The organism is Micromonospora noduli (genome assembly GCF_003264475.1).
GTDB classification, from domain to species: Bacteria; Actinomycetota; Actinomycetes; order Mycobacteriales; family Micromonosporaceae; genus Micromonospora; species Micromonospora noduli.
In genome coordinates this window covers 33254-57044 of sequence record NZ_PYAC01000001.1, presented here as the reverse complement: position 1 = coordinate 57044, position 23791 = coordinate 33254, and the positions used below count along the sequence as shown (strand labels likewise).

At 72.9% G+C, this 23791-nt stretch carries 20 protein-coding genes; 9 read left to right on the top strand and 11 right to left on the bottom strand.

Features of this window, described 5'->3' with window-relative positions; genetic code table 11:
- The 7 genes from MED15_RS00255 to MED15_RS00225 all read right to left on the bottom strand — a co-directional run bounded on the left by MED15_RS00255 (nt 1) and on the right by MED15_RS00225 (nt 6477).
- Nucleotides 1–2154, bottom strand: a complete 2154-nt coding sequence (locus tag MED15_RS00255) for an FtsX-like permease family protein (RefSeq protein WP_112734524.1) — start codon at nt 2152–2154, stop codon at nt 1–3.
- The gene (locus MED15_RS00250) at nt 2151–2831 is read right to left on the bottom strand and encodes an ABC transporter ATP-binding protein (RefSeq protein ID WP_112588058.1); all 681 of its coding nucleotides are present in this window, start codon (nt 2829–2831) and stop codon (nt 2151–2153) included. Before MED15_RS00250 ends, MED15_RS00255 begins: the two co-directional genes overlap by 4 nt.
- Nucleotides 2828–3352: a PadR family transcriptional regulator gene (locus MED15_RS00245; RefSeq protein WP_091398392.1), complete on the bottom strand. Its 525-nt coding sequence runs from the start codon at nt 3350–3352 to the stop codon at nt 2828–2830. Before MED15_RS00245 ends, MED15_RS00250 begins: the two co-directional genes overlap by 4 nt.
- 116 nt (nt 3353–3468) lie before the next feature.
- Nucleotides 3469–3831 (bottom strand): fluoride efflux transporter CrcB, encoded by a 363-nt coding sequence (gene crcB / locus MED15_RS00240; RefSeq protein ID WP_112601053.1) that lies wholly within the window; start codon nt 3829–3831, stop codon nt 3469–3471.
- Complete coding sequence (locus tag MED15_RS00235; protein ID WP_112734523.1) at nt 3828–4301, bottom strand: fluoride efflux transporter FluC; 474 nt, start codon at nt 4299–4301, stop codon at nt 3828–3830. The genes crcB and MED15_RS00235 overlap by 4 nt, the downstream gene beginning before the upstream one ends.
- 55 nt (nt 4302–4356) lie before the next feature.
- Nucleotides 4357–5115: a class I SAM-dependent methyltransferase gene (locus MED15_RS00230; protein ID WP_112734522.1), complete on the bottom strand. Its 759-nt coding sequence runs from the start codon at nt 5113–5115 to the stop codon at nt 4357–4359.
- Between the two features lie 141 nt (nt 5116–5256).
- Entirely contained in the window at nt 5257–6477 is a 1221-nt protein-coding gene (locus MED15_RS00225) for an MFS transporter (RefSeq protein WP_244220311.1), read from the bottom strand.
- A gap of 135 nt (nt 6478–6612) precedes the next feature.
- On the opposite strand from MED15_RS00225, the gene MED15_RS00220 reads away from it, so the two are divergent.
- The 6 genes from MED15_RS00220 to MED15_RS00195 all read left to right on the top strand — a co-directional run bounded on the left by MED15_RS00220 (nt 6613) and on the right by MED15_RS00195 (nt 11682).
- Nucleotides 6613–7062 carry a MarR family winged helix-turn-helix transcriptional regulator gene (locus MED15_RS00220; protein WP_091398381.1) on the top strand — a complete coding sequence of 150 codons (450 nt, stop codon included), beginning with the start codon at nt 6613–6615 and terminating at the stop codon, nt 7060–7062.
- Nucleotides 7063–7139: 77 nt separating this feature from the next.
- Nucleotides 7140–8447 carry a phenylacetate--CoA ligase PaaK gene (gene paaK, locus MED15_RS00215; RefSeq protein ID WP_112731151.1) on the top strand — a complete coding sequence of 436 codons (1308 nt, stop codon included), beginning with the start codon at nt 7140–7142 and terminating at the stop codon, nt 8445–8447.
- 58 nt (nt 8448–8505) lie between these two features.
- Nucleotides 8506–9612 (top strand): nucleotide disphospho-sugar-binding domain-containing protein, encoded by a 1107-nt coding sequence (locus MED15_RS00210; protein ID WP_112734521.1) that lies wholly within the window; start codon nt 8506–8508, stop codon nt 9610–9612.
- Nucleotides 9613–9720: 108 nt separating this feature from the next.
- The gene (locus MED15_RS00205) at nt 9721–10383 is read left to right on the top strand and encodes a pentapeptide repeat-containing protein (protein WP_112734520.1); all 663 of its coding nucleotides are present in this window, start codon (nt 9721–9723) and stop codon (nt 10381–10383) included.
- A 15-nt stretch (nt 10384–10398) separates the two neighbouring features.
- Entirely contained in the window at nt 10399–10968 is a 570-nt protein-coding gene (locus MED15_RS00200) for a kinase (RefSeq protein ID WP_112588043.1), read from the top strand.
- A 147-nt stretch (nt 10969–11115) separates the two neighbouring features.
- Complete coding sequence (locus tag MED15_RS00195; protein ID WP_112734906.1) at nt 11116–11682, top strand: dienelactone hydrolase family protein; 567 nt, start codon at nt 11116–11118, stop codon at nt 11680–11682.
- Between the two features lie 82 nt (nt 11683–11764).
- On the opposite strand, the gene MED15_RS00190 is transcribed toward MED15_RS00195, so the two are convergent.
- Nucleotides 11765–12694 carry an NADP-dependent oxidoreductase gene (locus MED15_RS00190; RefSeq protein ID WP_112588042.1) on the bottom strand — a complete coding sequence of 310 codons (930 nt, stop codon included), beginning with the start codon at nt 12692–12694 and terminating at the stop codon, nt 11765–11767.
- Nucleotides 12695–12744: 50 nt separating this feature from the next.
- Here MED15_RS00190 and MED15_RS00185 point away from each other — a divergent pair, with 50 nt between their 5' ends.
- Entirely contained in the window at nt 12745–13392 is a 648-nt protein-coding gene (locus MED15_RS00185) for a TetR/AcrR family transcriptional regulator (protein WP_112588094.1), read from the top strand.
- A gap of 136 nt (nt 13393–13528) precedes the next feature.
- Here MED15_RS00185 and MED15_RS00180 read toward each other — a convergent pair whose 3' ends face one another.
- Complete coding sequence (locus tag MED15_RS00180) at nt 13529–14197, bottom strand: hemerythrin domain-containing protein (RefSeq protein WP_225855303.1); 669 nt, start codon at nt 14195–14197, stop codon at nt 13529–13531.
- A 113-nt stretch (nt 14198–14310) separates the two neighbouring features.
- Nucleotides 14311–17595, bottom strand: a complete 3285-nt coding sequence (locus MED15_RS00175; protein WP_208646429.1) for an ATP-binding protein — start codon at nt 17593–17595, stop codon at nt 14311–14313.
- A gap of 229 nt (nt 17596–17824) precedes the next feature.
- On the opposite strand from MED15_RS00175, the gene MED15_RS00170 reads away from it, so the two are divergent.
- Entirely contained in the window at nt 17825–18370 is a 546-nt protein-coding gene (locus tag MED15_RS00170) for a YciI family protein (RefSeq protein WP_112601060.1), read from the top strand.
- A 64-nt stretch (nt 18371–18434) separates the two neighbouring features.
- Here MED15_RS00170 and MED15_RS00165 read toward each other — a convergent pair whose 3' ends face one another.
- Entirely contained in the window at nt 18435–20678 is a 2244-nt protein-coding gene (locus tag MED15_RS00165; RefSeq protein WP_112700281.1) for an adenylate/guanylate cyclase domain-containing protein, read from the bottom strand.
- Between the two features lie 194 nt (nt 20679–20872).
- On the opposite strand from MED15_RS00165, the gene MED15_RS00160 reads away from it, so the two are divergent.
- Nucleotides 20873–23770, top strand: a complete 2898-nt coding sequence (locus MED15_RS00160) for a helix-turn-helix transcriptional regulator (RefSeq protein WP_112601062.1) — start codon at nt 20873–20875, stop codon at nt 23768–23770.
- Nucleotides 23771–23791: the final 21 nt, after the last annotated feature.

Sequence of the window (23791 nt, the reverse complement as noted above, 5' to 3'; positions counted from 1 at the left end):
CTACTCGCTGCGGGCGGTCTCCGGCCCGGTGATGCGTTCCAGCAGCGGCAGGGTGGAGGCGATGACGCCGAGGCAGGCTGCCAATCCGACCACGACGATCACGTAGAAGCCCAGCTGCGGCGCGACGAGGGTGTAGCCCATCTGCGCCCGGAGGAACAGGTGGGCGGCGAGCAGGCCCATGCCGATGGCGACGGCGGCGACGGCGAGCATCGGCACGGCGCTCTCCAGCGCCACCACCCGACGCAGGACCCGCACCGGAGCGCCGCTGAGGCGCAGCAGGCTGAACGGGCGTCGGCGTTCGGTGAGACCGCCGATGACGCTGACAGCGAGACTGCACCCACCGAGCGCGAGACTGGCGATGATGACCACGTTGGCCAGTTGCTCCCAGCCGCGCAGCGTGTTCGCGAAGTCCGACTCGAAGTCACCGGGCACGTTAGGCCCGACCCAGAAGGTCGGGAAGGCGACCTCCAGCACGGTACGGGTGCGCTCGACGGCGGCGGCGGAGCCGTCCGTGCCGACGACCATCGACACCACGGGTAGCCGCTGGAGTTCGTCGAGCGTGATCGACGCCGCGCGCCACTCCGTCGCGGACGACGCCGACTCCCGCCACCGGCTCAGACCCATCGGTACCTCGATGACGGTGGCGCCCTGGGCGCACCGGCCGTACGCGTTCGGGAGGTCGGCGCAGGCGATCACCCCGCCCTCCCCGCCGCTGTTGATGTCCGGGGCTTCTCGGATCGCGGTCGCGGAGCGTACCCCGGTGATTGCCCGCAGCTCGGCGAAGAGCGTGTCGGGCACCGACGGCACCTTCTCGTCGAAGACGGTGGTCACCGTGCCCGCATCGGTCGAACCGGTGGGCGCCGGGCCGCGATTGACGACGATCGTGGTGATCACGCCGACGGCCACGCTCGTGACGAAGAGCGCGAGCATGATGCCGCTGATCGCCCGGAAGCCAGCCTTCGGATTGTCGGCGAGGCGTCGCGCGGCGATGAGCGTGGCCGGGCGGTTGGCGTACCGAGCCATCACCCGGGCGCCGACCATCGTCAACCACGGGCCGGCGAAGACCAGGCCGGCCATGATGAGCAGCAGCCCGGGCAGGAACACCGCGGCCTGGCCGTCGGACGTTTCCGGTTTGAAGCCGATGGCGAAGAACAGCACGGCGACACCGAGCAGGGCCGGGATCAGCCGGTACGCGCGCGGCGCCCGGGGGGTGACCCGCCGGGTGACGCCCAGCGGCGAGATCCGCACCCGGCGCAGCGAGACCTGGGCCGCCAGCGCCGCGCCGGCCGGGACGCCGAGCGCCACCAGCAGGACGTCCAGCACCCCCAGGGACATGTCGCTGGGGAAGAACGGCATGCCGGTGAACGGGATGGCCGCGAGCGGATCGCGGAAGGCGTAGAACAGTCCGAAGCCGACGGCGGTGCCGGCGACGGCGGCGGCGGCCGCCTCCACCGCGGCGACCATCGAGATCTGCCGGGGGGTCGCGCCGACCAGGCGCATCGCGGCGAAGCGTTGCTCCCGACGGGCGGCGCTGAGCCGGGTGGCCGTGCCGATGAAGATCAGCACCGGGAAGAGCAGCCCGCCGGCGACCACGCCCAGGATCAGGTTCACAGTGGTCTCGGGGAGGGCGGGGGTATCGCCGACGCTGGTGACCTGCTTCGCAGCGGGTAGCTTGGCGACCTGGTCGGGGGCGCCGCCGGCGATGACCAGCAGGGTGTCCGGCGAGGTCAGCGCGGCCGGGCCAACGGTTCCGAGGTCACGCCCGGGGTAGCGGTCGCCCAGTTGGTCGGCCGGGTGGTCGGCCAGCAGTTCTCGAAACGCGGGCGAGGCGTAGTACTCGCCGGGACCCGGGGTGGTCGGGATACCGACCGGGGTGGGCGCTGTCGAGCCGGTCGCGGCGACATCGATCCGAATGATCTGCTCACCGTGGAAGTAGTCCTGCCGGGTCGACCACCACAGCGGGTCGGCGTCGCCGGTCGAGGCGTTGGGATACATCGACGCGTACCGGGTGAGCTGGGAGTTGACCGCGTTGACCCCGGCGAGGGTGGTCAGCAGCAGCCCGCTGCCGACCGCGACGGCGGCGGCGATGACGATCAGGCGGGTGAGCGCCTCACGTCCGCCGGCCACGGCGAGGCGGAGCCCGAAGCGGATCACGAGGCGATCCGGTCCGGCGCGTTCACGCGCCCGTCGCGGACCATGACCTCGCGGTCGGCGTACGCCGCGATCCTCGGCTCGTGGGTCACCAGGATGACTGTGGTGCCCTGCTCGCGGGCGGCGCCGACCAGCAGGTCCATCACCTGCTCGCCGGTGAGCGAGTCGAGCGCGCCGGTCGGCTCGTCGGCGAAGAGCACCTGCGGCTCGGCGACCAGGCCGCGGGCCAGGGCGACCCGTTGCGCCTGCCCGCCGGAGAGCTCACCCGAGCGCCGGTGCTCCAGGCCGTCCAGCCCGAGGCGCGTGAACCAGGCTCGCGCCCGGGGCAGCGCCTGCTTGCGGTGTACGCCGCTGAGCAGCAGCGGCAGCGCGACGTTCTCCACAGCGGTCAGCTCGGGGACGAGTTGACCGAACTGGAACACGAAACCGAACCGGTCCCGGCGCAGGCTGCTGCGTTCGGTCTCGGCCATGGCGTGCACCCGGGCCCCGTCGAAGAGGATCTCGCCGGAGTCGGGCACCAGAATGCCGGCCAGGCAGTGCAACAGGGTGGACTTGCCCGAGCCGCTGGGGCCCATGACGGCGAGGATCTCGCCCGCCTCCACGGCGACGCTGGCGCCGCGCAGGGCGGGGGTCTGGCCGAAGGAGAACTCGACGTCGCGCGCTTCGATCACGACGCTCACGGCCGTACCTCTTTCCGTAGGGCGTCCAGTCGGGCGCCGGTCATCTCGATCCATCGGAGGTCCGCCTCCAGGTGATAGAGGCCGTGGTCGGCGAGCAGCGCGTCGACCAGGCTGCCGGCGCGCTTGATCTCGGTCAGCTCACGCATCCGGTGCAGGTGCGCGCTGCGCTGCGTGTCGAGGTATTCGGCGGCCGGGCGGTCCAGCATCAGCGCGAGCACGACCTTGGCGAAGAGCACCGTCTGGAGGTGCGGTTCCGGGTCGACGGGTTGGGTCAGCCACTGCTCGACCTCGGTCGCGCCGACGTCGGTGATGATGTAGCGCTTGCGGTCGGGGCCGGAACCGGGGGCGACGTCGCTGATCACCACCTTGCCGTCGCGGGCGAGTCGGCTGAGGGTGGAGTAGACCTGGCCGAACGGCAGTGGCTTACCCCGGCCGAAGAAGGCGTCGTAGTCGCGCTTCAGGTCGTAACCGTGGCTGGGCTCGCGTTCGAGGAGGCCGAGAAGGGTCAGTGGCACGCTCATGCCAGCAGACTACACCGAGGGTATACCTCGCGTATATACCCTCGGTGTGTTCGTGGGGAACGCCTGGTCCAGGCGTTGCGGGGGATGGAGTTCGGCGGGGCGCGGCTGGTGTGCGGTCAGCCGGTCAGGGCGCGGGCCACTGCGTAGCCGGCGGTGGCCGCGGCGAGCCCGGCAGCCACGCTGCCGAGTACGTTGGCCAGCGCGAGGAGTCGATGACCGCCAGTGGTCAGCCGTAGCGTCTCGTAGCTGAAGGTGGAGTAGGTGGTCAGCGCGCCGCAGAACCCGGTGCCGAGCAACGCGCTGACCACCGGGCCGGCCGGCCACCCGACCAGGACGCCGAGCAGCAACGACCCGGCCACGTTGACGAGCAGCGTGCCCCAGGGGAACACCGAGCCGTGCCGGGACTGCACGGCCCGGTCGGTGAGGTAGCGCAGCGGCGCGCCGACGGCCGCGCCCAGGGCGATGAGCAGCACGGTCATCGGGTCGCCCGACGCAGCAGCCCGGCGGTGACGGCGTCGCCCAGGGCGACCGCGGCGAGTGCCCCGAGCACCGTCGCGGCGAGGTACGCCAGCGCCGTGCCCGGTGCGCTCACGACGATCGCCTGCTGGACGTCGACCGCGTAGGTGGAGAAGGTGGTGAACCCGCCGAGCACCCCGACCCCGAGAAACGGGCGAGCCAGCGGCGGTCCACCGTCGAGGTGCCCGAGCACCGCCATCAGCACGCCGATCAGCAGGCAGCCGAACGTGTTGATGGTGAACGTGGCCCAAGCGAAGCCGGTCGGCGGGTGCGGAACGGCGTGTTGCAGGCCGGCTCGGGCCAGCGCGCCGAGCACCCCGCCGGCCGCGATCGCGGCGAGGACCGTCGCGGGGCGCGCGGTCAGCTCGCGGCGGTCGGCGGGGACGCGCAGGTCGACGTCGGGGTCGGTACGCGGCTCGAACGGCTCTGGCACGGCTCCTCAGCGTAGTGCGGCGACGGCGGCGTCAGCGCACCGCCGGCCACCGGCGTCAGCGCACCGCCGCGACGACGGCGTCGGGGCCGCCTCGCCAGACCGTGCCGACCTCGCTGAAGCCCGCCGCGGTGAGCGCGGCCAGGTGCCAGGAGACCGGCGGGTTCCACTCGGGGCTGTGCCCGGTCGGGTAGATGGCGTGTCGCTGAGCGACCAGCGGGGCGAGCGCCGGGTCGGCGCCGGCCCGCTCCCACCACTCCGACCAGGACAGCGTCGAGCCGGCGGCGTACCGGGCGTTGCGCCGGTCCCGGGCCCGGTCCATCAGCCGCTTGGTCAGCTCAGGCAGGGTGTCGTCGGGCATGTGGTCGGCGTTGACGAAGACGCCGCCCGGTCGCAGCACGTCGCGCAGTTCGGCGTAGAGCTGCCCGAGCCGGTCGGCCGGCAGCCAGTGCATTGCGGTGGCGGTGAGCACGGCGTCGTACTCCTGGTGGGGGAGCGTGGAGCGCCACTCCGTGGTGCCGAGGTCGGCCGTGACGATGGTGGCCCGGCCGGCCAGCGAGGCGGCGGCGATGGCGAGCAGCGCCGGGTCGAGGTCGACCAGCGTCGGCTCCGCGGCGGGGAAGCGCGCCAGCGTCCGCAGCGAGATGCTGCCGGTGCCGCCGGCCAGGTCGAGCACCCGCGGCGGCCGGCCGTCGAGGACCGCGTCGACGGTGTCGAGCATCGCGGTGAACCGGTGCTCCCGGTCCGGGAGGTAGGCCTCCTGCTGACGGTCCCAGCTCTCCTGCCACGCCCAGGGATCCACAATGTAAGGACTCATAGCGATCAGGCTAGTTACGGCACGAGCGTGTTGTCCAGACCTTGTTGCACATCTTTTGCAATTGCGGGACGATGGCGGGGCGATGATCAGAGCGACGCCGGGCGGGCATCCGCCCGGCCCGGCGTCCTCCTCCCGGCGAGGTCAGACCGGGGCGTCCACCAGGCTCGCGTCGGCCCGGGCCGGCTCGTCGCGGCGGGCCAGCCGCAGCGCGCCGAGGAGTACGCCCAGACCGATGAGGGTGAGTGCGGCCCCGGCCCAGATCGGCGAGGTGTAGCCGAGTCCGGCGGCGATGGTCACCCCGCCGATCCACGCGCCCAACGCGTTGCCGAGGTTGAACGCGGCGATGTTCGCCCCGGACGCCAGGGTCGGCGCCTGGTGGGCGTACCGCATGATCCGCATTTGCAGCGGCGGTACGGTGGCGAAGCCGAACCCGCCCATCAGCACCAGCGCGACGATGGTCAGCACCGGATTCGTGGCGGTCAGCGCGAAGCCGACGAGCACCACGGTGAGCACCGCCAGGACGGTGACCAGCGTGCGCGACAGTGACCTGTCCGCCGCCCGACCGCCGAGCAGGTTGCCCGCGAAGAGCCCCACGCCGAAGAGGACGAGCAGCCACGGCACGGTGCTGGTGGCGAAGCCGCTGACCTCGGTGAGCGTGTAGGCGATGTAGGTGAACGCGCCGAACATCCCACCGAAGCCCAGGACGGTGATCACCAGGGAGAGCCAGACCTGCGGGTGGGTGAAGGCGCGCAGCTCGCCGCGCAGCCCGCCGGCCGGGCGGTCGGCGTTGGCGGTGGCGCCCGCCGGGATGAGCAGGGCCAGCCCGATCAGGGCGACCACCCCGATGGCGGTGATCGCCCAGAACGTCGACCGCCAGCCGAAGTGCTGCCCGAGGAAGGTGCCGAACGGCACGCCGAGCACGTTGGCGATGGTCAGGCCGGCGAACATCATGGCGATGGCGCCCGCCCGTCGGGCCGGTGCGACCAGGCCGGCGGCGACCACCGCGCCGATGCCGAAGAACGCGCCGTGGCAGAGCGCGGCGACGATCCGGCCGGCCATCATCACGGCGTAGTCGCCGGCGACGGCGGAGAGCAGGTTGCCGATGATGAACAGCACCATCAGACCGAGCAGTACGGGTTTGCGCGGCAGGCGGGTGACCGCTGCGGTGAGGGCGACCCCGCCGACGGCCACGCTGAGCGCGTAGCCGGAGATCAACCAGCCGGCCACGGGCTCCGTGACCGCGAAGTCGGCGGCCACCTCGGGCAGCAGGCCCATGATCACGAATTCGGTGAGCCCGATGCCGAAGGCGCCGATGGCCAGCGCGATCAGGCCGGGCGGCAGGGACTTTTGGCGTACGGACATGGTCTTCCCATCGAGAGAGGGCAGATATGCGGCGCGTGCAACTACACGCGCCAGCAACGAAATACTTGCACGCGCTTTATATCGGCGCAAGCGTGGTAGCCTGGGGTCCGTTCAGATCACACCGAGGAGGCCGGCATGGGCATCGCCGACGACGCGGTCGAGATCCGCGCGCAGGGCTGGCGCACCCTCGCCGCCCTGCACGGGCTGATCGAGACGTCCCTGGAGCGGGCCCTACAGGCCGGCCACGACCTCTCCGTCGTCGAATACACGGTGCTCGACGCGCTCTCCCGCCAGGACGGCTGGCACATGCGGATGAGCCAGCTCGCCCGCGCCGCCGCGCTCTCCGGCAGCGCCACCACCCGGCTGGTCACCCGCCTCGAACAGCGAGGGCTGCTCACCCGCATCCTCTGCGCCGACGACCGGCGCGGCATCTACACCGAGCTGACCCCGGCCGGCTCCGAGCTGCTCGCCCAGACCCGACCGACCCACGACCGGGTGCTCACCGACGCGCTCGCCCAAGCCGAGGCCACCCCCGAGCTGGCGCCGCTGGTCGACGCCCTGCACCGGCTGCCGGCCACCCGCTGACCGCCCGCCGGCCCGGGCGGCAGCGGGCGTACGGTACCCGCAGCCCCACCGGGACCGCCGCGCCAAGGAGGCAGCCGATGCAGGACCGCACCCCTCGTCCGGAGGAGCTGGAGCCGATCGAGCGCGCCGGCATCGACGAGCTGCGCGCCCTGCAACGCGACCGACTGCGCTGGTCGTTGCGGCACGCGTACGACAACGTGCCGCACTACCGACTGGCGTTCGACGCGGCCGGGGTGCACCCCGACGACTGCCGGGATCTCGACGACCTGGCGCGCTTCCCGTTCACCGGCAAGGCGGAGCTACGGGAGAACTACCCGTTCGGCATGTTCGCCGTACCCCGGGAGCAGGTCGCCCGCCTGCACGCCTCCTCCGGCACCACCGGTCGGCCGACCGTGGTCGGCTACACCCGCGACGACCTGCGCACCTGGGCGCGGCTGATGGCCCGCTCGATCCGCGCCTCCGGCGGCCGCCCCGGCGACCGGGTACACGTCGCCTACGGCTACGGGCTCTTCACCGGAGGCCTGGGCGCGCACTACGGAGCCGAGGAGCTGGGCTGCACGGTCATCCCGGTCTCCGGGGGCATGACCGAGCGTCAGGTCATGTTGATCCGCGACTTCGAACCCGAGGTCATCATGGTCACGCCCAGCTACCTGCTGGCCATCGTCGACGAGATGCGCCGCCAGGGCATCGACCCACGGGCCACCTCACTGCAGGTGGGCATCTTCGGCGCCGAGCCGTGGACCGAGGACATGCGCCGCGAGATCGAGCAGCAACTGGACATCCACGCCGTCGACATCTACGGGCTCTCCGAGGTGATGGGCCCCGGCGTGGCGACCGAGTGCGTCGAGACCAAGGACGGGCTGCACCTCTGGGAGGACCACTTCTACCCGGAGATCATCGACCCGGTCACCGGGGCGGTGCTGCCCGACGGCGAGCGGGGTGAGCTGGTGTTGACCTCCCTGACCAAGGAGGCGATGCCGGTCGTGCGCTACCGCACCCGCGACCTGACCCGGCTGCTGCCCGGCACCGCTCGTCCGATGCGCCGGATCGAGAAGATCACCGGCCGCACCGACGACATGATGATCCTGCGAGGGGTGAACATCTTCCCCACCCAGATCGAGGAGCTGATCCTGCGCACCCCGCAGCTCTCGCCGCACTTCCAGTGCGTCCTCGATCGGCACGGCCGGCTGGACACCCTCACGGTGCGGGTGGAGCGGCGAGCCGACGTCGACCTGGACGCCGCCGAGCGGGCCGGCGGCACGCTGGTTCAGCTGGTGAAGAACACCATCGGCGTGAGCGTGGCGGTCGACGTCCTCGCCCCCGACACTGTGGAACGGTCGATGGGCAAGATGCGCCGCATCGTCGACCAGCGGCCATCCGCCTGACCGCTGCCCGACGTTGCGGGCCCTCCGGTGTGGCAGTGGTCGACATAGGATCGGGCCCATGCGCGTGCTGGTGGTCTCCGCCCCGCTCGTCGGGCACGTCTTCCCGCTGGTGCCGCTCGCGGTCGCCCTTCGCGACGCCGGCCACGACGTGCTGGTGGCCACCGGCGGCGGAGCCCTGGCCGCCGCCGACGCCGGTCTGGCGGTGCACGACATCGCGCCGGGCTTCGACTTCGGCCGGATCGCGCTGCGGGTCTTTCCCCGTCATCCGCTGATCGCGCGGGCGGAAATGGCCGGCACCGCCGGCACCCGGGGTGCCGGCCTGCTGTTCGGCGCACTCAACGACCAGCTCACCGACCCGGTGGTCGCGCTGGCCACCCGGTGGCGGCCGGATCTGGTGCTTCACGAGCCGTTCGCGGTCGCCGGTGCGGTGGCAGCCGCGCGGCTCGACGTGCCGGCCGTACGCCAGGAGAACGCCCTCTTCGACGGCCGGGACCTGGTCCGCGCCACCGTCGCCCGACTCGGCGCGGCGCTGCGCCGCCACGGCCTCACCGAGCTGCCCGCACCGGCCGCCGCCCTCGCCGTGGCCCCACCCAGCGTTGCCACCCAGGGCGGCTGGCCGATGCGCTACACGTCCTATGTCGGCGGCGGGGAGTTGCCGGCGTGGCTGCGCGAGCCGGGTGAGCGTCCCCGCATCCTGGTCACCCGCAGCACCCTCACCGGCCCCGGCGACCGGGGGCCGATGCCCGCCGTGGTGGCCGCCGCAGCCGAGGTGGACGCCGAGATCGTGCTGGTCCGCCCCGACGAACGGTCGGCCCGCTCGGTGCCCGGCAACGTGCGGGTGGTCGACTGGATCCCGCTCGACGAGGCGTTGCCGGCGAGCGCGGCGTTGGTGCACCACGGTGGGGCGGGCAGCGCCCTCGGCGCCCTCGCCGCCGGCCTGCCCCAGCTGGCCACCACGGGTCCGGGGGACCGGCGGCACAACGCCGAGCTGGTGGCCCGCCGGGGCGCCGGCCTGGCGCTGCGCCCCCGGGACATCACCGCGCGGGCGCTGACCCAACTGCTCACCGACGAGCGCCTGCGGACCGCTGCCGCGCAGGTCAGCCGCGAGATCGCCGAGATGCCGCCACCGACGGACCTGGTCGCGCGGCTGACGGCACTGGTCTGACTCGTAATACGCGGGCGCACGTCATGACGACGACCGCAGGGATGGCGGCCCCACCACGGGGCGTGCGGGGTGGCGTGCCCACCCCGCACCCCCACAGGTTGAGGACACATGCGTACTACCGCGATCGGCGACGTGAAGGTTCTTCTGCCGGACCTCGAACCGGACGACCTCGACACCACGACGGACCTGGCCGGCGGCCTCACCGAGGCCCTCGTCAACGGCGCCGCGTGGCACGGCTCGCACCTGGAGGACGCCCGCATTCGCAGCAGCCTTATCACCGGCGTGGACCTGAGCGAGAGCACCTGGGAAGCCGGAAGCCTCTACGGCTGCGAGATCACCCGCACCGATTTCTCCGGCGCGACCCTGACCGGCATCACCATCGAACGCTGCGCCATTACCGGCTCCCGGTTCACCAGCACCAGGCTCACCGACGTACGCCTCAAGGACGTCCTGTTCGACGGCTGCCGCTTCGACTACGCCACCTTCCAACGCGTCACCGCCGCCGGCTCGGTCGCCTTCACTGACTGCACTCTCACCAACGGCGCGTGGTCTTCCTGCCGACTACCTCGCATCGCGCTGCGGTCATGTGTCCTCGCCGGACTGGAGTTGGACTCCTGCCAACTCGACGGCACCGACCTGCGGGGCAGCCGGCTGAAGGGCCTCAAGACGCCGTTGGACAACCTGCGCGGCGTCACCCTCGGCGAGGACCAACTCCCTGACCTCACCCAGCTGACCGTGGCCGCCCTCAATCTCACAGTGCGCAACGACTGAAGCCGAGGTGGCATCGTGCTCGCTGAACCGACTGGCAGCCCGGACACGATCCTCGTCTGCATCCGGGGCAACTCCGGCTCCGGCAAGAGCAGCATCGCCCGCGAGCTACGACGCCGGCACGGCCGGGGCTGCGCCCTGGTCGAGCAGGACTACCTGCGCCGCATCCTGCTGCGCGAGCGGGACAAGCCCGGCGGCGCGGCGCCGGCGTTGATCGGGCAGACCGTCCGGTTCGCGCTGGACCACGGCTATCACGTCGTGCTGGAGGGCATCATGCACAGCAGCCGCTACCGAAACATGCTGACCTCCCTGCGGGACGACCACCGGGGCCGGTCGCTGTTCTGCTATCTCGACGTGTCCATGGCCGAGACCCTGCGCCGGCACCTCACGCGCCCGCAGGCCGGTGAGTTCACCGCCGAGCAGATGAGCGGCTGGTACGCCGCCCATGACGTCCTGGACTGGCCGGATGAACTCGTCCTACCCGAGACCACCGGACTGAACGAGGCCGTCAAAGCCATCGCCGCTGCGGCTGGGCTACCTCAGAGCGGCCGCGACGACGACCTGCCTCCGAGCGTTCCGTCCCCGTAGAGCAGCTCAGCCGGCTACCGATGTCGCCGTTCCGGCGCACCGTTCGCCAACATCAGTCCGAGTGGCTGTCCGATGACTCGACCACGATCATGGTCCCACTCCGCGTGGCCACCCCGGATGGGCAGTCGACTGCGGCAGGATGACCGGATGCGACACGTCGTGCTGTTCCACTCCGTGTACGGGCTGCGACCCGCCGTGCGCGTCGCCGCCGACCGGTTGCGCGCCGCCGGGCACCAGGTCAGCACCCCCGACCTGTACGGCGTCCCGGCAACCGACACCGTCGAGGAGGGCTTCGCGCTACTCGACAAGATCGGCCAGGAGGTGGTGCTGGACCGGGCCCGCGACGCGCTGCGTGACCTGCCACCGGAGACGGTGCTCGCCGGTTTCTCGATGGGCGCCGGGGTGGCCGGGGCGCTGCTGGCCGAACGCCCCGACGCCGCCGGCCTGCTCCTGCTGCACGGCACCGGCGGTGCCCCGGAAACGGTCCGATCCGGGTTGCCGGTGCAGCTGCACCTCGCCGACCCCGACCCGTACGACGCGCCGGACGAGGTCGACGAGTGGCAGCAGGCCATGACCGACGCCGACGCCGATCTGACGGTCTTCCGCTATCCCGGCCTGGGTCACCTGTTCACCGACCCGGACCTGGCCGAATACTCCCCGGACGCCACCGCGGCGGCCTGGCCGCGCGTGCTGGCCTTCCTGGCCGCCCGCTGAGCGCCCGTCCCGTGCTCGCGACCACACCGGATGGTCGGTCGCGCGGGCTCGGGTCAGGTGCACAGAGGCTGGGTGGGGTGCCCTACGGCTTCAGCACGATCTTGCCTCGCGCATGGCGGGACTCACTCAACTCGTGGGCGGCGGCCGCCTCTTCCAGAGAGAACACGGCCGCGACCGGCACTGTGAAACGACTCCGCTCGGCGAGTTCGCCGGCGGCGGCGATTCCTTCGAGTGCCGGTGTGTCCGCGCCGGGGCCAGAGCCGCGTGACAGGTGCACGCCGTAGGCCGCGGCGTTGATGTCGGCGATGCTCACCACCCTGTCCGGGCTCGCGACCAGGCCGACCAGGTCTGGCATGGAACCAGAGCCGGCACAGTCGAGTACGACATCCACCCCGCCGGGCACCAGAGTGCGGACGCGCTCGGCCAGCCCGGGGCCATAGGTGGTCGGGATCGCCCCGAGCGAGGCGACGAACTCATGGTTGCGGTCGCTGGCCGTGCCGATGACGGCCGCCCCGCGAGCGACAGCGAGCTGGATCGCTGTCGTACCGACCCCGCCGGCCGCGCCCTCGATCAACAGCGTGGTGCCGTCCTTGACGCCCAACCGGTCGAGCACACGGGTGGCCGTCTCGATGTTTCCCGCCGCGCCGCCGGCCTGCTCCCAGGTCAGTGCGGCCGGCTTCCGTGCCCACGCGGCCAGGACGGCGTATTCGGCGTTCGCCCCGCCCATCTGGGCGTAGTCCGTGATCCCGAAAACCTCGTCGCCTACCCGCGCCGTGGTCACCCCGTCACCGATCTCATCCACCACGCCGGCAGCGTCGACACCGGGCACGTGCGGCAGGCGGAGCGGAATCCACTCCTGAAATCGGCCGGCGCGCACGTAGGTGTCGGCCGGATTGACACCCGAGGCCCGAACCGCCACCCGTACCTGGCCGGGTCCGGCGTGCGGTTCCGGTGCCTCCGAGACCTCAAGGACACTCGCGGAACCGTACTTCGAAAATTGCAAAGCCCTCATGCACACGGACGCTAACGCACGCCGCTGTCCGCCTCGCTAAAGTGAGAGCCGTGACCGATCGTTTGCCTCACGCTCTTCGCTCCGACGCCCTGGACAACCGCGAGCGCATCCTCGACGCCGCCCGCGCGGTCTTCGCCGTTGACGGCCTGGACGTGCCGATGCGGGAGGTTGCCCGGCGCGCCGGGGTTGCACCCGCCACCCTGTACCGCCGATTTCCGACCAAGGAGATGCTGGTCACCGAGGCATTCGCAGAACAGATGTACGCGTGTCGCGGCGTTGTCGACGAGGGCCTTGCCGATCCGGATCCATGGCACGGTTTCTGTCAAGTAATCGAGAAAATGTGTGAACTGCACGCACGCGACCGAGGCTTTACCGCAGCTCTTATGTCGACCTTTCCCAAGGCAGTTGATTTCGAGGCGCGCCGTGAATACGCGCTCAGAGCGATTGACGAACTGGCCCGCCGCGCGAAGGAAGCGGGTCGCCTTCGCCCCGACTTCGTCCTGGACGACGTCATCCTCGTGCTCATGGCCAACAGCGGTATCCACGTGACCTCGCCGACCGCTCAGGTCAGCGCCTCCCGGCGCTTCGCCGCGCTCGCCATCTCGGCATTCCAAGCCTCCCCGGATGTCTCGCCGCTCCCGCCCGTGGCGCGGTTGGCACCCCCGGCGTCGGTATCCAGACGCGGCCAGGTGGGCTAGTACCGCCGGCGACCCAGCCGGCCGGGACCGCCGCGTCGATCATGTTCAGGGCGAGGTGGGGTTTGGTCGCGAAGCCGACCCAGCTGCGTCGGGCGAGCCGCCGCCCCAGCTGGGTCGGGCGAGCCGCTGATCGTGCTCAGCGGACGCTGGCGCCGATGCGCGGGGGCGTGGCGGTGCCGTGCACCCGCTTGGCGTGGCTGGCGAACAGCCGGGGCGCGATGATCGGCATGAGCAGTCGGGCCGGCAGCGGAGCGTGCGCCAGCACTGCTTTCACCACCTCCGGGTCGCCCTCGTACATGGCCAGGCCGAAGGCCAGCGGGAGCTGCTTCTTCGGGGACTTGCTCATGCCGTGCTCGCCGAGCTGCATCCACTCCCGGGCGGTGACGTGCCGTTGCGCCAGCGGCAGGATCTCGCTCTCCTCCAGGGCCATGTGCTCGATCAACGCGGCGCGTAGCTGCTCCAGGGCGTCCGCGAGTTGCTCACCGCCGCGTGCGGTGCGGCGCCACTGGGGGAGGAGGGCGACCACCGCCGCGTGGGCGTCCTCGATGGCGTGGTGCTGCGCCTCCATGGTGGGGACGATCGCCGCGGCCTCCGCGCCGCCGCGCTCGAGCAGCCGGGGCCAGAGCAGCAGGTCCTCGCCCTCGTGGTGCAGGTGCAGGATGTGGCAGAGCATCTCGGCGTGGCCGCCGACGACCTCCGCGCGCGTGGTGTCGCCCGGGGTGACGTCGCGGACGAGCTGCGGCAGCAGGCTGAATTCGCGACGGAGCGCCGAGTGCGCCATGTACATGTCGCGTACGTCTGCCATGGCTTCGCGGTGGTTCTGGTTCACGGTGACCTTTCCGAGGATCAACTGGCACAGATCTGTTGATCATGCTCGGTGCCACTTGGAACCGGCTTGGAATCCGCCAACCGTGACGGTCAGCGGGCCATCGCCGCCGTCGCCTCGGCCAGCCAGTGCGGCGACTCCCACCGGCGGGCCACCCGGGCGGCGAGGGTGAAGTGCCGGGTCGCCTCCTCGGTGCGTCCCAGCAGCCGGAACAGCTCACCGAGCGTCAGCGCGACCGGCCGCACCACGGCCGCGGTGGTGGAGAAACCGGCCAGTTGGTCGCGTACCGGGAGCAGCGCGTCGATCACGGGTTGGGCCAGGTCCCGTCGACCCAGCGCCACGACGACCATTCCCCGTACGCTGAGCAGCGCCGACTCGAAGTAGTCCGGGCGGTAGGTGTGCCGCCCGATCGGCATGGCCCGCGCCTCGTCCAGGCGCCCGGTCCCGATCAGCGCCAGCGCCAGCAGGTCGTCCACGATCGGGCCCAACGACCCCCGTATCCGCCGGGTCGCCTCCAGGTGCTCACCGAACCGCCCCTGGCTGATCAGCAGGGTGCCGGTGGAGAAGTAGTGGAAGGCCTCGGCGTGCAGCGAACCCTGCCGCCGCATCTGCACGGCGACCTGGTCGTAGTGCCGCCGTGCGGCCGCGAAGTCGCCGGCGATGTGCGCGAGGGCGCCCAGCGAGCACAGGTTGATCGTCTGCGCCTCGTTCAGCTGGTACGTCTCGGCCAGCCACCCCTGCCGGGCAACGCTGAGGCGTAGCTCGTCCGGCTCGTTGAGCGCGGCGGCGCAGTGGCCCAGCGCCTGCTCGGCGACCGAACGGTAGGTCACCAGCCCGTGCTCGTCGGCGAGGTCACGCAGCTCAAGGGCGAAGGTCCGACGGTCGGGCGCCTCCCGCTCGTAGCTCATGGTGCGCAACCGTGCGGCCAGCCCGAGGGCGCGCAGCTCGGGGTCGTCCAGCCGCTGCGAGAGGACCAGCGCCTCCCGTCCGGCCGCCACGCCGCGCGGATCGGACTCGCCGTCCAACTCCGTGGCCAGCGCCTCCAGCAGCCGGCAGCGGGCGACCGGGTCCAGGTCGTCGGCGCGCAGCAGCCGGGTGAGCAGCTCGACGACCCGGTGGTCCACCACGCCGTACTCGTGGGTCAGCCACGGGGTGGGGACGGTCCACGCGGTGAACGCCGCGACCAGCAGGTCGTCGCGGCCGGACGCCGCGGCGACGTCGATCGCCCGAGCGCGGGTCTGCCGGGCGGCCGCCACCGCCCCGGCCCGCGCCTGCGCCCGCAGCAGCCGCCCGAGCAGGTCGACCCGGAGCGCGTCGCGGTCCCCGGCGACCGTGGCAGCGGCCTCGACAGCATTGCTGAGCAGTTCGATAGCGGCGTCGTACGCGTACCGCCGCTCGGCCAGCTCGGCGGCCCGGATGGCGTAGTCGACGGCGAGCGGCGCGGTGTCTGCCGACGCGGCGCGGGCGTACTGGTGGGCCAGGGCGGGGTAGTCGTCGGGCCGCAGCCGGCGGGTGGCGTCGGCGATCCGCGCGTGCAGGCGGGTGCGGCGCAGCTGCGGCAGGTCGGTGTAGATGGTGTCGCAGACCAGGCCGTGCACGAACCGCACTCGCCCGGGTGCCGGTTCGGTGAGCAGCCCGGCGGCCAGCCCGGCTTCCAGTGCCCGTAGCACGGTGCCCTCGTCGGTGCCGGCGGCGTCGACGAGTGTTCGCACCTCGGCCTCCCGTCCCACGGCCGAGGCGAGACGCAGCACCGAGAGGGCCGTCGACGGGAGGCGGGAGAGTCGTCGGCGCAGCACGTCGCGTACGCCCTCGGGCACGTCGGAGGTGGCCACGAGCGTGCCCTCGGCGGCGAGCAGTCGCGCCGACTCCCGGACGTAGAACGGGTTGCCGCCGGTCCGCTCGGCCAACGCGGCGACCGTGTCCGGGTCGACGGTGGTCCGGGCCAGCGCGCCGAGCAGCCGTTCGACCTCGGACGTGGTCAGACCGCCCAGCGGGATCCGCTGTGGTGACCGGCGGGCCAGGACGGCCATCGTGTCGGCGAGCCGCTCGGTGTTGTCGGCGGGCCGCAGCGCCGCGACGAACAGGACGGTGCCGGTGGTCATCTCGGTGACGCTCTGCAACAGCAGCAATGTCTCGGCGTCGGCGGCGTGCAGGTCGTCGAGGATCACGGTGACCGGTCTGCGGGCCGCGGCGGCGTCCAACCAGGCGCCGACGGCGCGGTGCAGCCGGAACCGGCCGGCGGTGACGTCGCCGCCGGGCTCGCCGTCGCCCCCACCGAGCAGCGGGGCGAGCGCCGGTGCGAGGTCACCCGGGGGTGCCTGCTCGGCGAGTTGCCGCAGCGCCTCGACCCAGGCCCAGGCCGGCGGGGCGCCCTCGACCTCGGGGCAGCGACCGACGGCGACCAGCCAGCCCTGAGCGGTGAGCTCGTCCCGAAAGCGGGTGAGCAGGCTCGTCTTGCCGGCCCCGGCCTCACCGCTGAGCAGAGCGACTCGCGGCCCGCTCGCCACCGCCTCGGCGGCCGCCTGCCGAAGCGCCTCCAGCTCCGCCTCCCGACCGACGAAGACCTCCTCCGACACCTGCCGCTGGTTGCGTACCGCTGTCGCCGCCACCGGTGGCAACAGGTCGAGCCGCTGGCCCAGGATGGCGGACTCCACCTCGACCAGCGCCGGGCCCGGATCCAGTCCGAGCTGGTCGGCCAGGGTCGCCCGGGCCCGGCGCAGCGCGGCGAGCGCGTCGCCCTGCCGACCGGTACGCCACAACGCCAGCGCCAGCAGCCGCCAGCTCTCCTCCCGCAGCGGCGCCTGCCGGGTCAACAGCTCTGCCTCCGGCACCGCCTCGGCCGCGTCGCCGCAGCGCACTGTCACGTCGAGCAGCAGCTCGCGGGCGCCGAGCCGCAGTTCCTCCAGCCGCAGCACCTCCGGCTGCGCCCACGGCTCACCGGCGAATTCGGCGTACGCCCGACCGCGCCACAGATCGAGCCCGACGCTCAGCAACCGACGTGCCCGACCCGGGTCGGCGGGGCCGACCGCACGCGCCTCGGCGAGCAGCGTCTCGAACCGACCGGCGTCGACGGCGTCGGCGGGCAGCCGCAGCGCGTAGCCCGGTGGCGCGGTGACCAGGACCCGGGCCGGCGCCCGGCGCTCGCGGGCCGGCTCCAGAAGGCGGCGCAGATGCGAGACGTACGCCTGGAGGGAGGCGATCGCCCGCGGCGGCGCGTCACCCCGCCACAGATCCTCGATCATCTGCCCGACGGAGACGACCTCGCCGCGGGCCGCGAGCAGCAGCGCGAGCACGGCGCGTTGGCGGGGGCCGCCGAGGTCGACCGGCCCGCCTGTGTCGACCTCGACCTCAAGCGGCCCGAGCACCCGTAGCAGCATGACGGACCAATCCTAGTCACGCTGTGAGCGGCTCATCCCCTCCCACGGGACACCGGGCAGCCAGCTCACGGCAGGCGCGGGCGGCGGCCCAGCCGCGCGCGGGGCACCGCCGAATGCGCCTCGTTCGATATCGTGACGACACCATCAAGATCCGCCTCGGCGTCCGTACCGTAGCGGCTACGGCGGCACCCGGCCCGCCTTCGATCCGGGCACGCGGGGAGAATGCGGCGTGGAGTTTCTCTGTTACCACAGTGACCGGCCCGGCTCGGTGGCGTTGCGCGACGAGTTGTTGCCCGAGCACTGGTCCTACATGGACCGGTACGCGGCGGGAATGATCGCCCGTGGCCCGACCTTCGTCGGCGACACGCCCACCGGCAGCCTGCACATCGTCGACGTGCCCGACCCGGCCGCCGCGCGGGCATTCGCGTTCGCGGAGCCGAACTACCAGGCCGGTGTGTACCGGAACGTGCTGCTGCGCCGGTGGCGCAACACGCTGGGCCGCACCATGTGGGACTTCCCTGGCGGCCGGACCGGCGGCAACCGGTATCTGGTGCTCGGCCTCGGTGCCGGGCAGGCCGCCGACCTGGCCGTGCCGCCCGACCCGGACGAACTGATCGCGTACGGGCCGCTGCTGGCCGACGACGGCGTCACCTGGCTCGGCACCGCCGCGCTGCTCCGGGCGCCGGATCCGGACGCGGCGCGCGCCATCCTGACGGTCGACCGGTACGCCGACATCGAGGTGCACAACTGGCAGTTCGGCGGGCGACCGTCCTGACCGGCAGTGCTGACCAGTCGTCGAGGGGTCGGTTCGGCTGCCGGGCATCAAGTGATCATCGGAGTCAGGCGGAGGCGGGCAGGCCCTCCAGTGGGCGGACCAACGGTGGGCGGGGTATTGCCCGCACCACGCCCCGTGGAGTGCCGGCGTCGGCGAGTGTCCAGTGCCCAGCCGAACTCGCTGGCGTGGGGCGGATCGGCGCTGCGGGCCGTCCGGGGTCCCGGAACGGGTTACCGCCCGCACCGAGCGCAGGTCGGGACACCGCTGCGGCCGGCGTCGGCGGTACGTCGCCCGCCGAGGCGACGGCTCGGAGCCGGCGTGGGCCCGCCGTACGGTCGGCGTTGGGACCCGACGCGGCGGGACGGGTGGCCATCGTCGGGCTGGGACTGCCTCGTCTCAGCGCGGTCGGGCCGGTGGCACCGCCCGGCCCTGCCGGGGCCAGCGCCGCGAAGACGGTGTCGAGGCGGCCGGTCCGAGCGCCGACGGTGTCGAGGCGCACGATCTCCGCACTCCTCGCCGCCGAACCGTTGACCGCACCAGCGGCCGGGTCGGTCTCCCGGTGCACGGTGTCGAGGTGCGTCGCGCCGGCGGCCCGGCGCTGGAAGACGGCCCGCAGGGCGCGGGGCAACCGCTCGGCGGCGACCTGGCGCAGCGCCGGAGCGGCGAACGCGTACCCGTCGACGTGGTGGGGGAGCAGCAGCCCGGCGGCGACCAGCGTGCGGAGCGCGGGTGCGGACCGGCCGGGCGTCCAGCCGAGTGCCTGGTCCACGGCCGCCCCGGAGATCAGACCGCCGAGGGTGCCGGCGGCCATCAGCACCGCCCGCCGCTCACCGTCGAGGTGATCCAGTTCCGCGCCGACGGCCCGCCGTACCGCCTCGGGCAGCGGGAGCGCCGCCGGATCGGCGCCGTCCACCAGCGACGTGACGTACGCCGTCGCGTGCCCGGGGCGGCCTCCCACCAGCGGCAGCAGCCGGTCGACCAGAGCCACCGGCTGCCCGGCCCGGGTGAGCAGGTGGCGCAGCAGCCGTCCGGACTGCACCGTGGCCAGTGGTCCGATCGTCATCTGGCGGGCCGGACCGGGGCGGGTGTCGGCCCACTGCGGCTGGTGCACGGTGAGCAGGGCCAGCGGCAGCCCGCGCTCCGTCGCCGCGCCGAACAGCGCGTGCAGGAAGCGGCTCACCGCTGGCGCGGCCCGGTCCAGGTCGTCGACGGCCACGATCAGCGGCCGGTGGGCGGCCAGCCGCAGCAGGACCTCGCGGCAGATCGCCGCGCCGGCGAGCGCGGCGGCCGAGCCGTCCGGGGTGGTCAGCATCCGCTGGAGCGCCGGGACCGCGGTGGCCACCCGGGTCGGCGGAAACAGCGGCGTCAGAGCGGCGACGAGCCGGTCGTGGACCGCCGCCGGGCCGTCGCTGTGCCGGATCCCGGCGAGGCCCCGTAGCAGGTGCGCGACCGGCGCCAACACCTGATCGGGGTACGGCTGACAGGTCGCCACGCACCAGCGGACCGGCAATCCGTCCACCGTGGTCAGCCCCCGGGTCAGCTCGTGCAGCAGCCGGCTGCGGCCACTGCCGGTGGGGCCGACCAGTGAGATCCAGCGTGGCGTCCGGTTTCGGATGGCCGCGCCCAACTGGTCGCGGATGGTGGCCAGTTCGCGGCGTCGACCGATCAACGGGCCGTCGTGCCGGTCGGCGCCGGGGCGTACCGGACCGACGGCGTGCCAGACCGGCACCGGCGGCACCCGGCCGGCGACCGGCACCGGCGTCAGCTGACGTTGGGTGATCAGGCCGGCGGTGGCGCGCGCTGTGGCCGCGCAGAGCGCGACGGCACCGGGCGCGGCGTACTCCTGCAGGCGGGCCGCGGTGGTGATCACCGCGCCGCTGGCCACGCCGTGCCCACCGGTGACGACGTCGCCCAGGTCGACCACGACCTCGCCGGTGGCGACACCGACCCGGACGCGCAGCTTGATGCCGTCGACCATGGGCCGTCGGTCCAGCGCGGCCTGGATCTCGAGCCCGGCGCGCACCGCCCGGTACGCGTCGAAGCCGTCGGAGTGCCGAGCGCCGAAGAGCGCCATCACGGCGTCGCCGATGTACTTCTCCACCACCCCGTGCCAGCGGTGCAGCACACCTGCGACGGTGTCGAAGTAGGCCCGCTGCAACGCTCGGACGTCCTCGGGGTCGAGCCGGTCCACCAGGGCCGTTGAGCCGACGATGTCCGCGAAGAGGACGGTGACGACGCGCCTCTCCTGGGGTACCGGCCAGAGCGGGGTGACGGTCCGTTGCGTGTCGACGATGATGCTGGTGGTCATGGGTGTCGCACCGGCCTTTCTCCCCGCGGTTGCCTGATCACCTCCGGAGATTGGCATTCCTGGGCCGACGGGGGATCTGCCGAACGACGTATGTCGGCCACCTGCAACCTTTAGTCGCAAAGTCGACGCGAGGAGTACCACAAGCGGTGGGCGGACGTAGAACGGTATGGGGCCCTGTGATTAGGCTGCGTGGCATGGCCAGCGATGTGGACACCGCACCGCTCGTGGGCCGGGCCGAGCTGGTGCAGACGGTTCGGTCCGCGTTGCTCGGTGACGCCGCGCACGGGCAGACCGCTGCGGTCTTCCTGACCGGCGAGAGCGGTGTGGGAAAGACCCGGCTGTTGGGCGAGATCGGCGACCGCCTACGGGAGCGGGGCGCCGTGGTGCTCACCGGCAGCTGCCTGGACATCGGTGACGCCTCCCCGCTGCACCCGCTGTTGCAGGCGCTGCGCCGGTTCGACACCGAGGTGTCCACCTCGCCCGCCCGCACCTCCTCGGCGGTGCGGGGGCTGCTGCAGATGTTCGCCGACGAGACCGCCGGGCCGGACGGCGCGGGCGCGTTGCTGGAGCGCGTCTCCCGTGGCCTGCACCTGATCGCCGAGGGTCGCCCGCTGGTGCTGATCCTGGACGACCTCCAGTGGGTCGACCGCAGCACCCGGCAGCTCCTGCTCTACCTCCTCGCCGGCCTGGGCGATCTTCAGCTGTCGGTGCTGGCGGCGGTGCGTGCCGAGTCGTTGCAGGGCGCGCACCCGTTGCGCCGGGTGCTCACCGAGCTGCGTCGACTCCGCACGGTGCGGGTGCTCGACCTGGCGCCGCTGGGCCGGGCCGACACCGAGACGCTCGCCGCCGCGGTGGTCGGCCGGACGCTGACCGCCGACGCGGCAGAGCAGGTGTGGCAGCGCAGCGGCGGCAACCCGTTCGTCATCGAGGAGCTGGCCCGGGATCTGCGCGACGGCCGCGACGGCCTGTCCGAGACGCTGCGGGAGATCTTCCTCGACCGGGTCGACGCGCTGCCCCAGCACGCGCACGCCGTGGTGCACGCAGTGGCCGCCGGGGTCGAGCCGGTGCAGCACTGGCTGCTGGCCGAGGTGCTGCGGATGCCGGAGGACGAGCTGATCGCCGCGGCCCGGGCCGCGGTGGCGCACCGGCTGCTGGTCGGCGCCGACGAGGGCTACCGGCTGCGGCACCGTCTGGTGGCCGAGGTGCTGGCGCACGAGCTGCTGCCGGCCGAGCGTTCCGGGCTGCACCGCCGCTACGCCGAGGCGCTGACCACGGCGCCCGGTGAGCTGCACCAGGCCCGGCTGGCGCACCACTGGCGGCTGGCCGGCGAGCCGGCGCGCGCCCTGCCGGCGGCGGTGGCCGCCGCCCAGGAGGCCGAGCGGCTGCACGGTTACGCCGAGGCGCACCGGCACTGGTCGGCCGCGTTGCAGTTGGCCGCCGAGCCTGGCCCGCTGACTGTGGACCGGGTCGAATTGCTCGAGAACGCCGCCGAGGCGGCTCACCACTGTGGGGAGCACGCCCGCGCGTTGGCACTGCTGGAGGAGTTGGCCACGCTGCGGGGTGGTGAGCCGAGCTGCGCGCTGCACATCCGCCGGGCCCGCTACCTGGCCGCCGCCGGTCGCTCCGCGCTGGCCGAGGAGGAATACCAGCGGGCGCTGAAGGCGGAGGACTGTTCTCCTCGGGACCGGGCCAGCGCCGCCGCCCGCCTGGCCGAGCTGCTGCTGCACCTGGGTCGGTACGCCGACGCCGGTGCGCGGGCCCGTGAGGCGTTGGCGTTGGCCGAGAACGTGGCGGGCTCGGCCACCGAGGTGGTGCTGGCCAGTTCGGCGTTGGGCTTCAGCGACGCCTGTCTGGAAGACCCGGACGCCGGTCTGGCGGTCATGCGCGACGCGCTCGACACCGCCGAGCGTGCCGGCCAGCCCGAGGACGTGGCCTGCGCGTACCTGCACCTGGCGGAGCTGCTGACCGGGCCGCTGAACGTCCTCGAAGAGGGCGTGGTGGTGGCCCGGCGGGGCGCCGAACGGGTGGCCGAGCTGGGGCTGGGCCGCACCTGGGGCACCCGGCTGCTGGCCATCGCCATCAACGGACTGTTCCGGGTGGGCCAGTGGGCCGAGGCGGAGAAGGTGGTGGCCGCCGCCCTGCGGCACCGACCGTCCGGTGCGGACGCCGTGGAGCTGCTGTTGGCCCGGTGCCGGCTGTCTGTGGGCTACGGCGACATCGAGGCCGCCGGTCGGGACCTCGACGCGGTGGCGACCCTGCTCGCCGGCGGCGGGGCGCGACACGTCATTCCGCTGCTCACCCTGCGTTCCGGGCTGGCCATGTGGGAGGGCCGGCACGACGTGGCCCGCCAGGCGGTGCAGCGCGGCCTCACCGAGAGCCGTTCCGACGACGTGATGATCCTCTCCGCGCTGGTCTGGCACGGCCTGCGCGCCGAGGCGGAGGCGCACGCCAGCCGCACGGTGGAGGTGGACCCGACGGCGGTGCGTCGGCTGCGGGACGTGGCCGAGCGGGTGGCCCGCAAGAGCGCCGGGGCCGCCCGGCCGGTGCGCTCGGTGGTGGAGGGCTTCCTGGCGCTGTGCGCCGCCGAGGTGAGCCGCCTCGACGGCAGCGATCCGGAGCTGTGGGCCGCGTCGGCGGCCGAGTGGGATCGCCGCAATCACCCCTATCCGGCGGCCTACTCGCGGCTGCGGCAGGCCGAGGCGCTGCTGGCTCGGCGCAGCCGGGTGGCCACCGCCGGCAAGCTCCTGCGGGAGGCCTACCGGGTGGCGCAGGGGTTGGGCGCGGTGCCGCTGACCTCGGAGATCCGGGAGCTGGCCGGGCGGGCTCGGGTGTCGCTGGACGAGCGCGACAGCACCACCGGCACGCGCGGCGTCCCGGTCGAGGCGTCCGACGACGAGTTGGCGGCGCTCACCGCCCGGGAGCGGGAAGTGCTCGCCCTGGTCGCCGAGGGGTTGACCAACAGGGAGATCGGGCAGCGGCTGTTCATCAGCGAGCGGACCATCGGGGTGCACGTGTCACACATCTTCGACAAGCTCCAGGTCCGTACCCGCGTGCAGGCCAGCGCGATCCAGTTGCGCAACCAACGAAGCTGACCGACCCACCACTGAAGTACG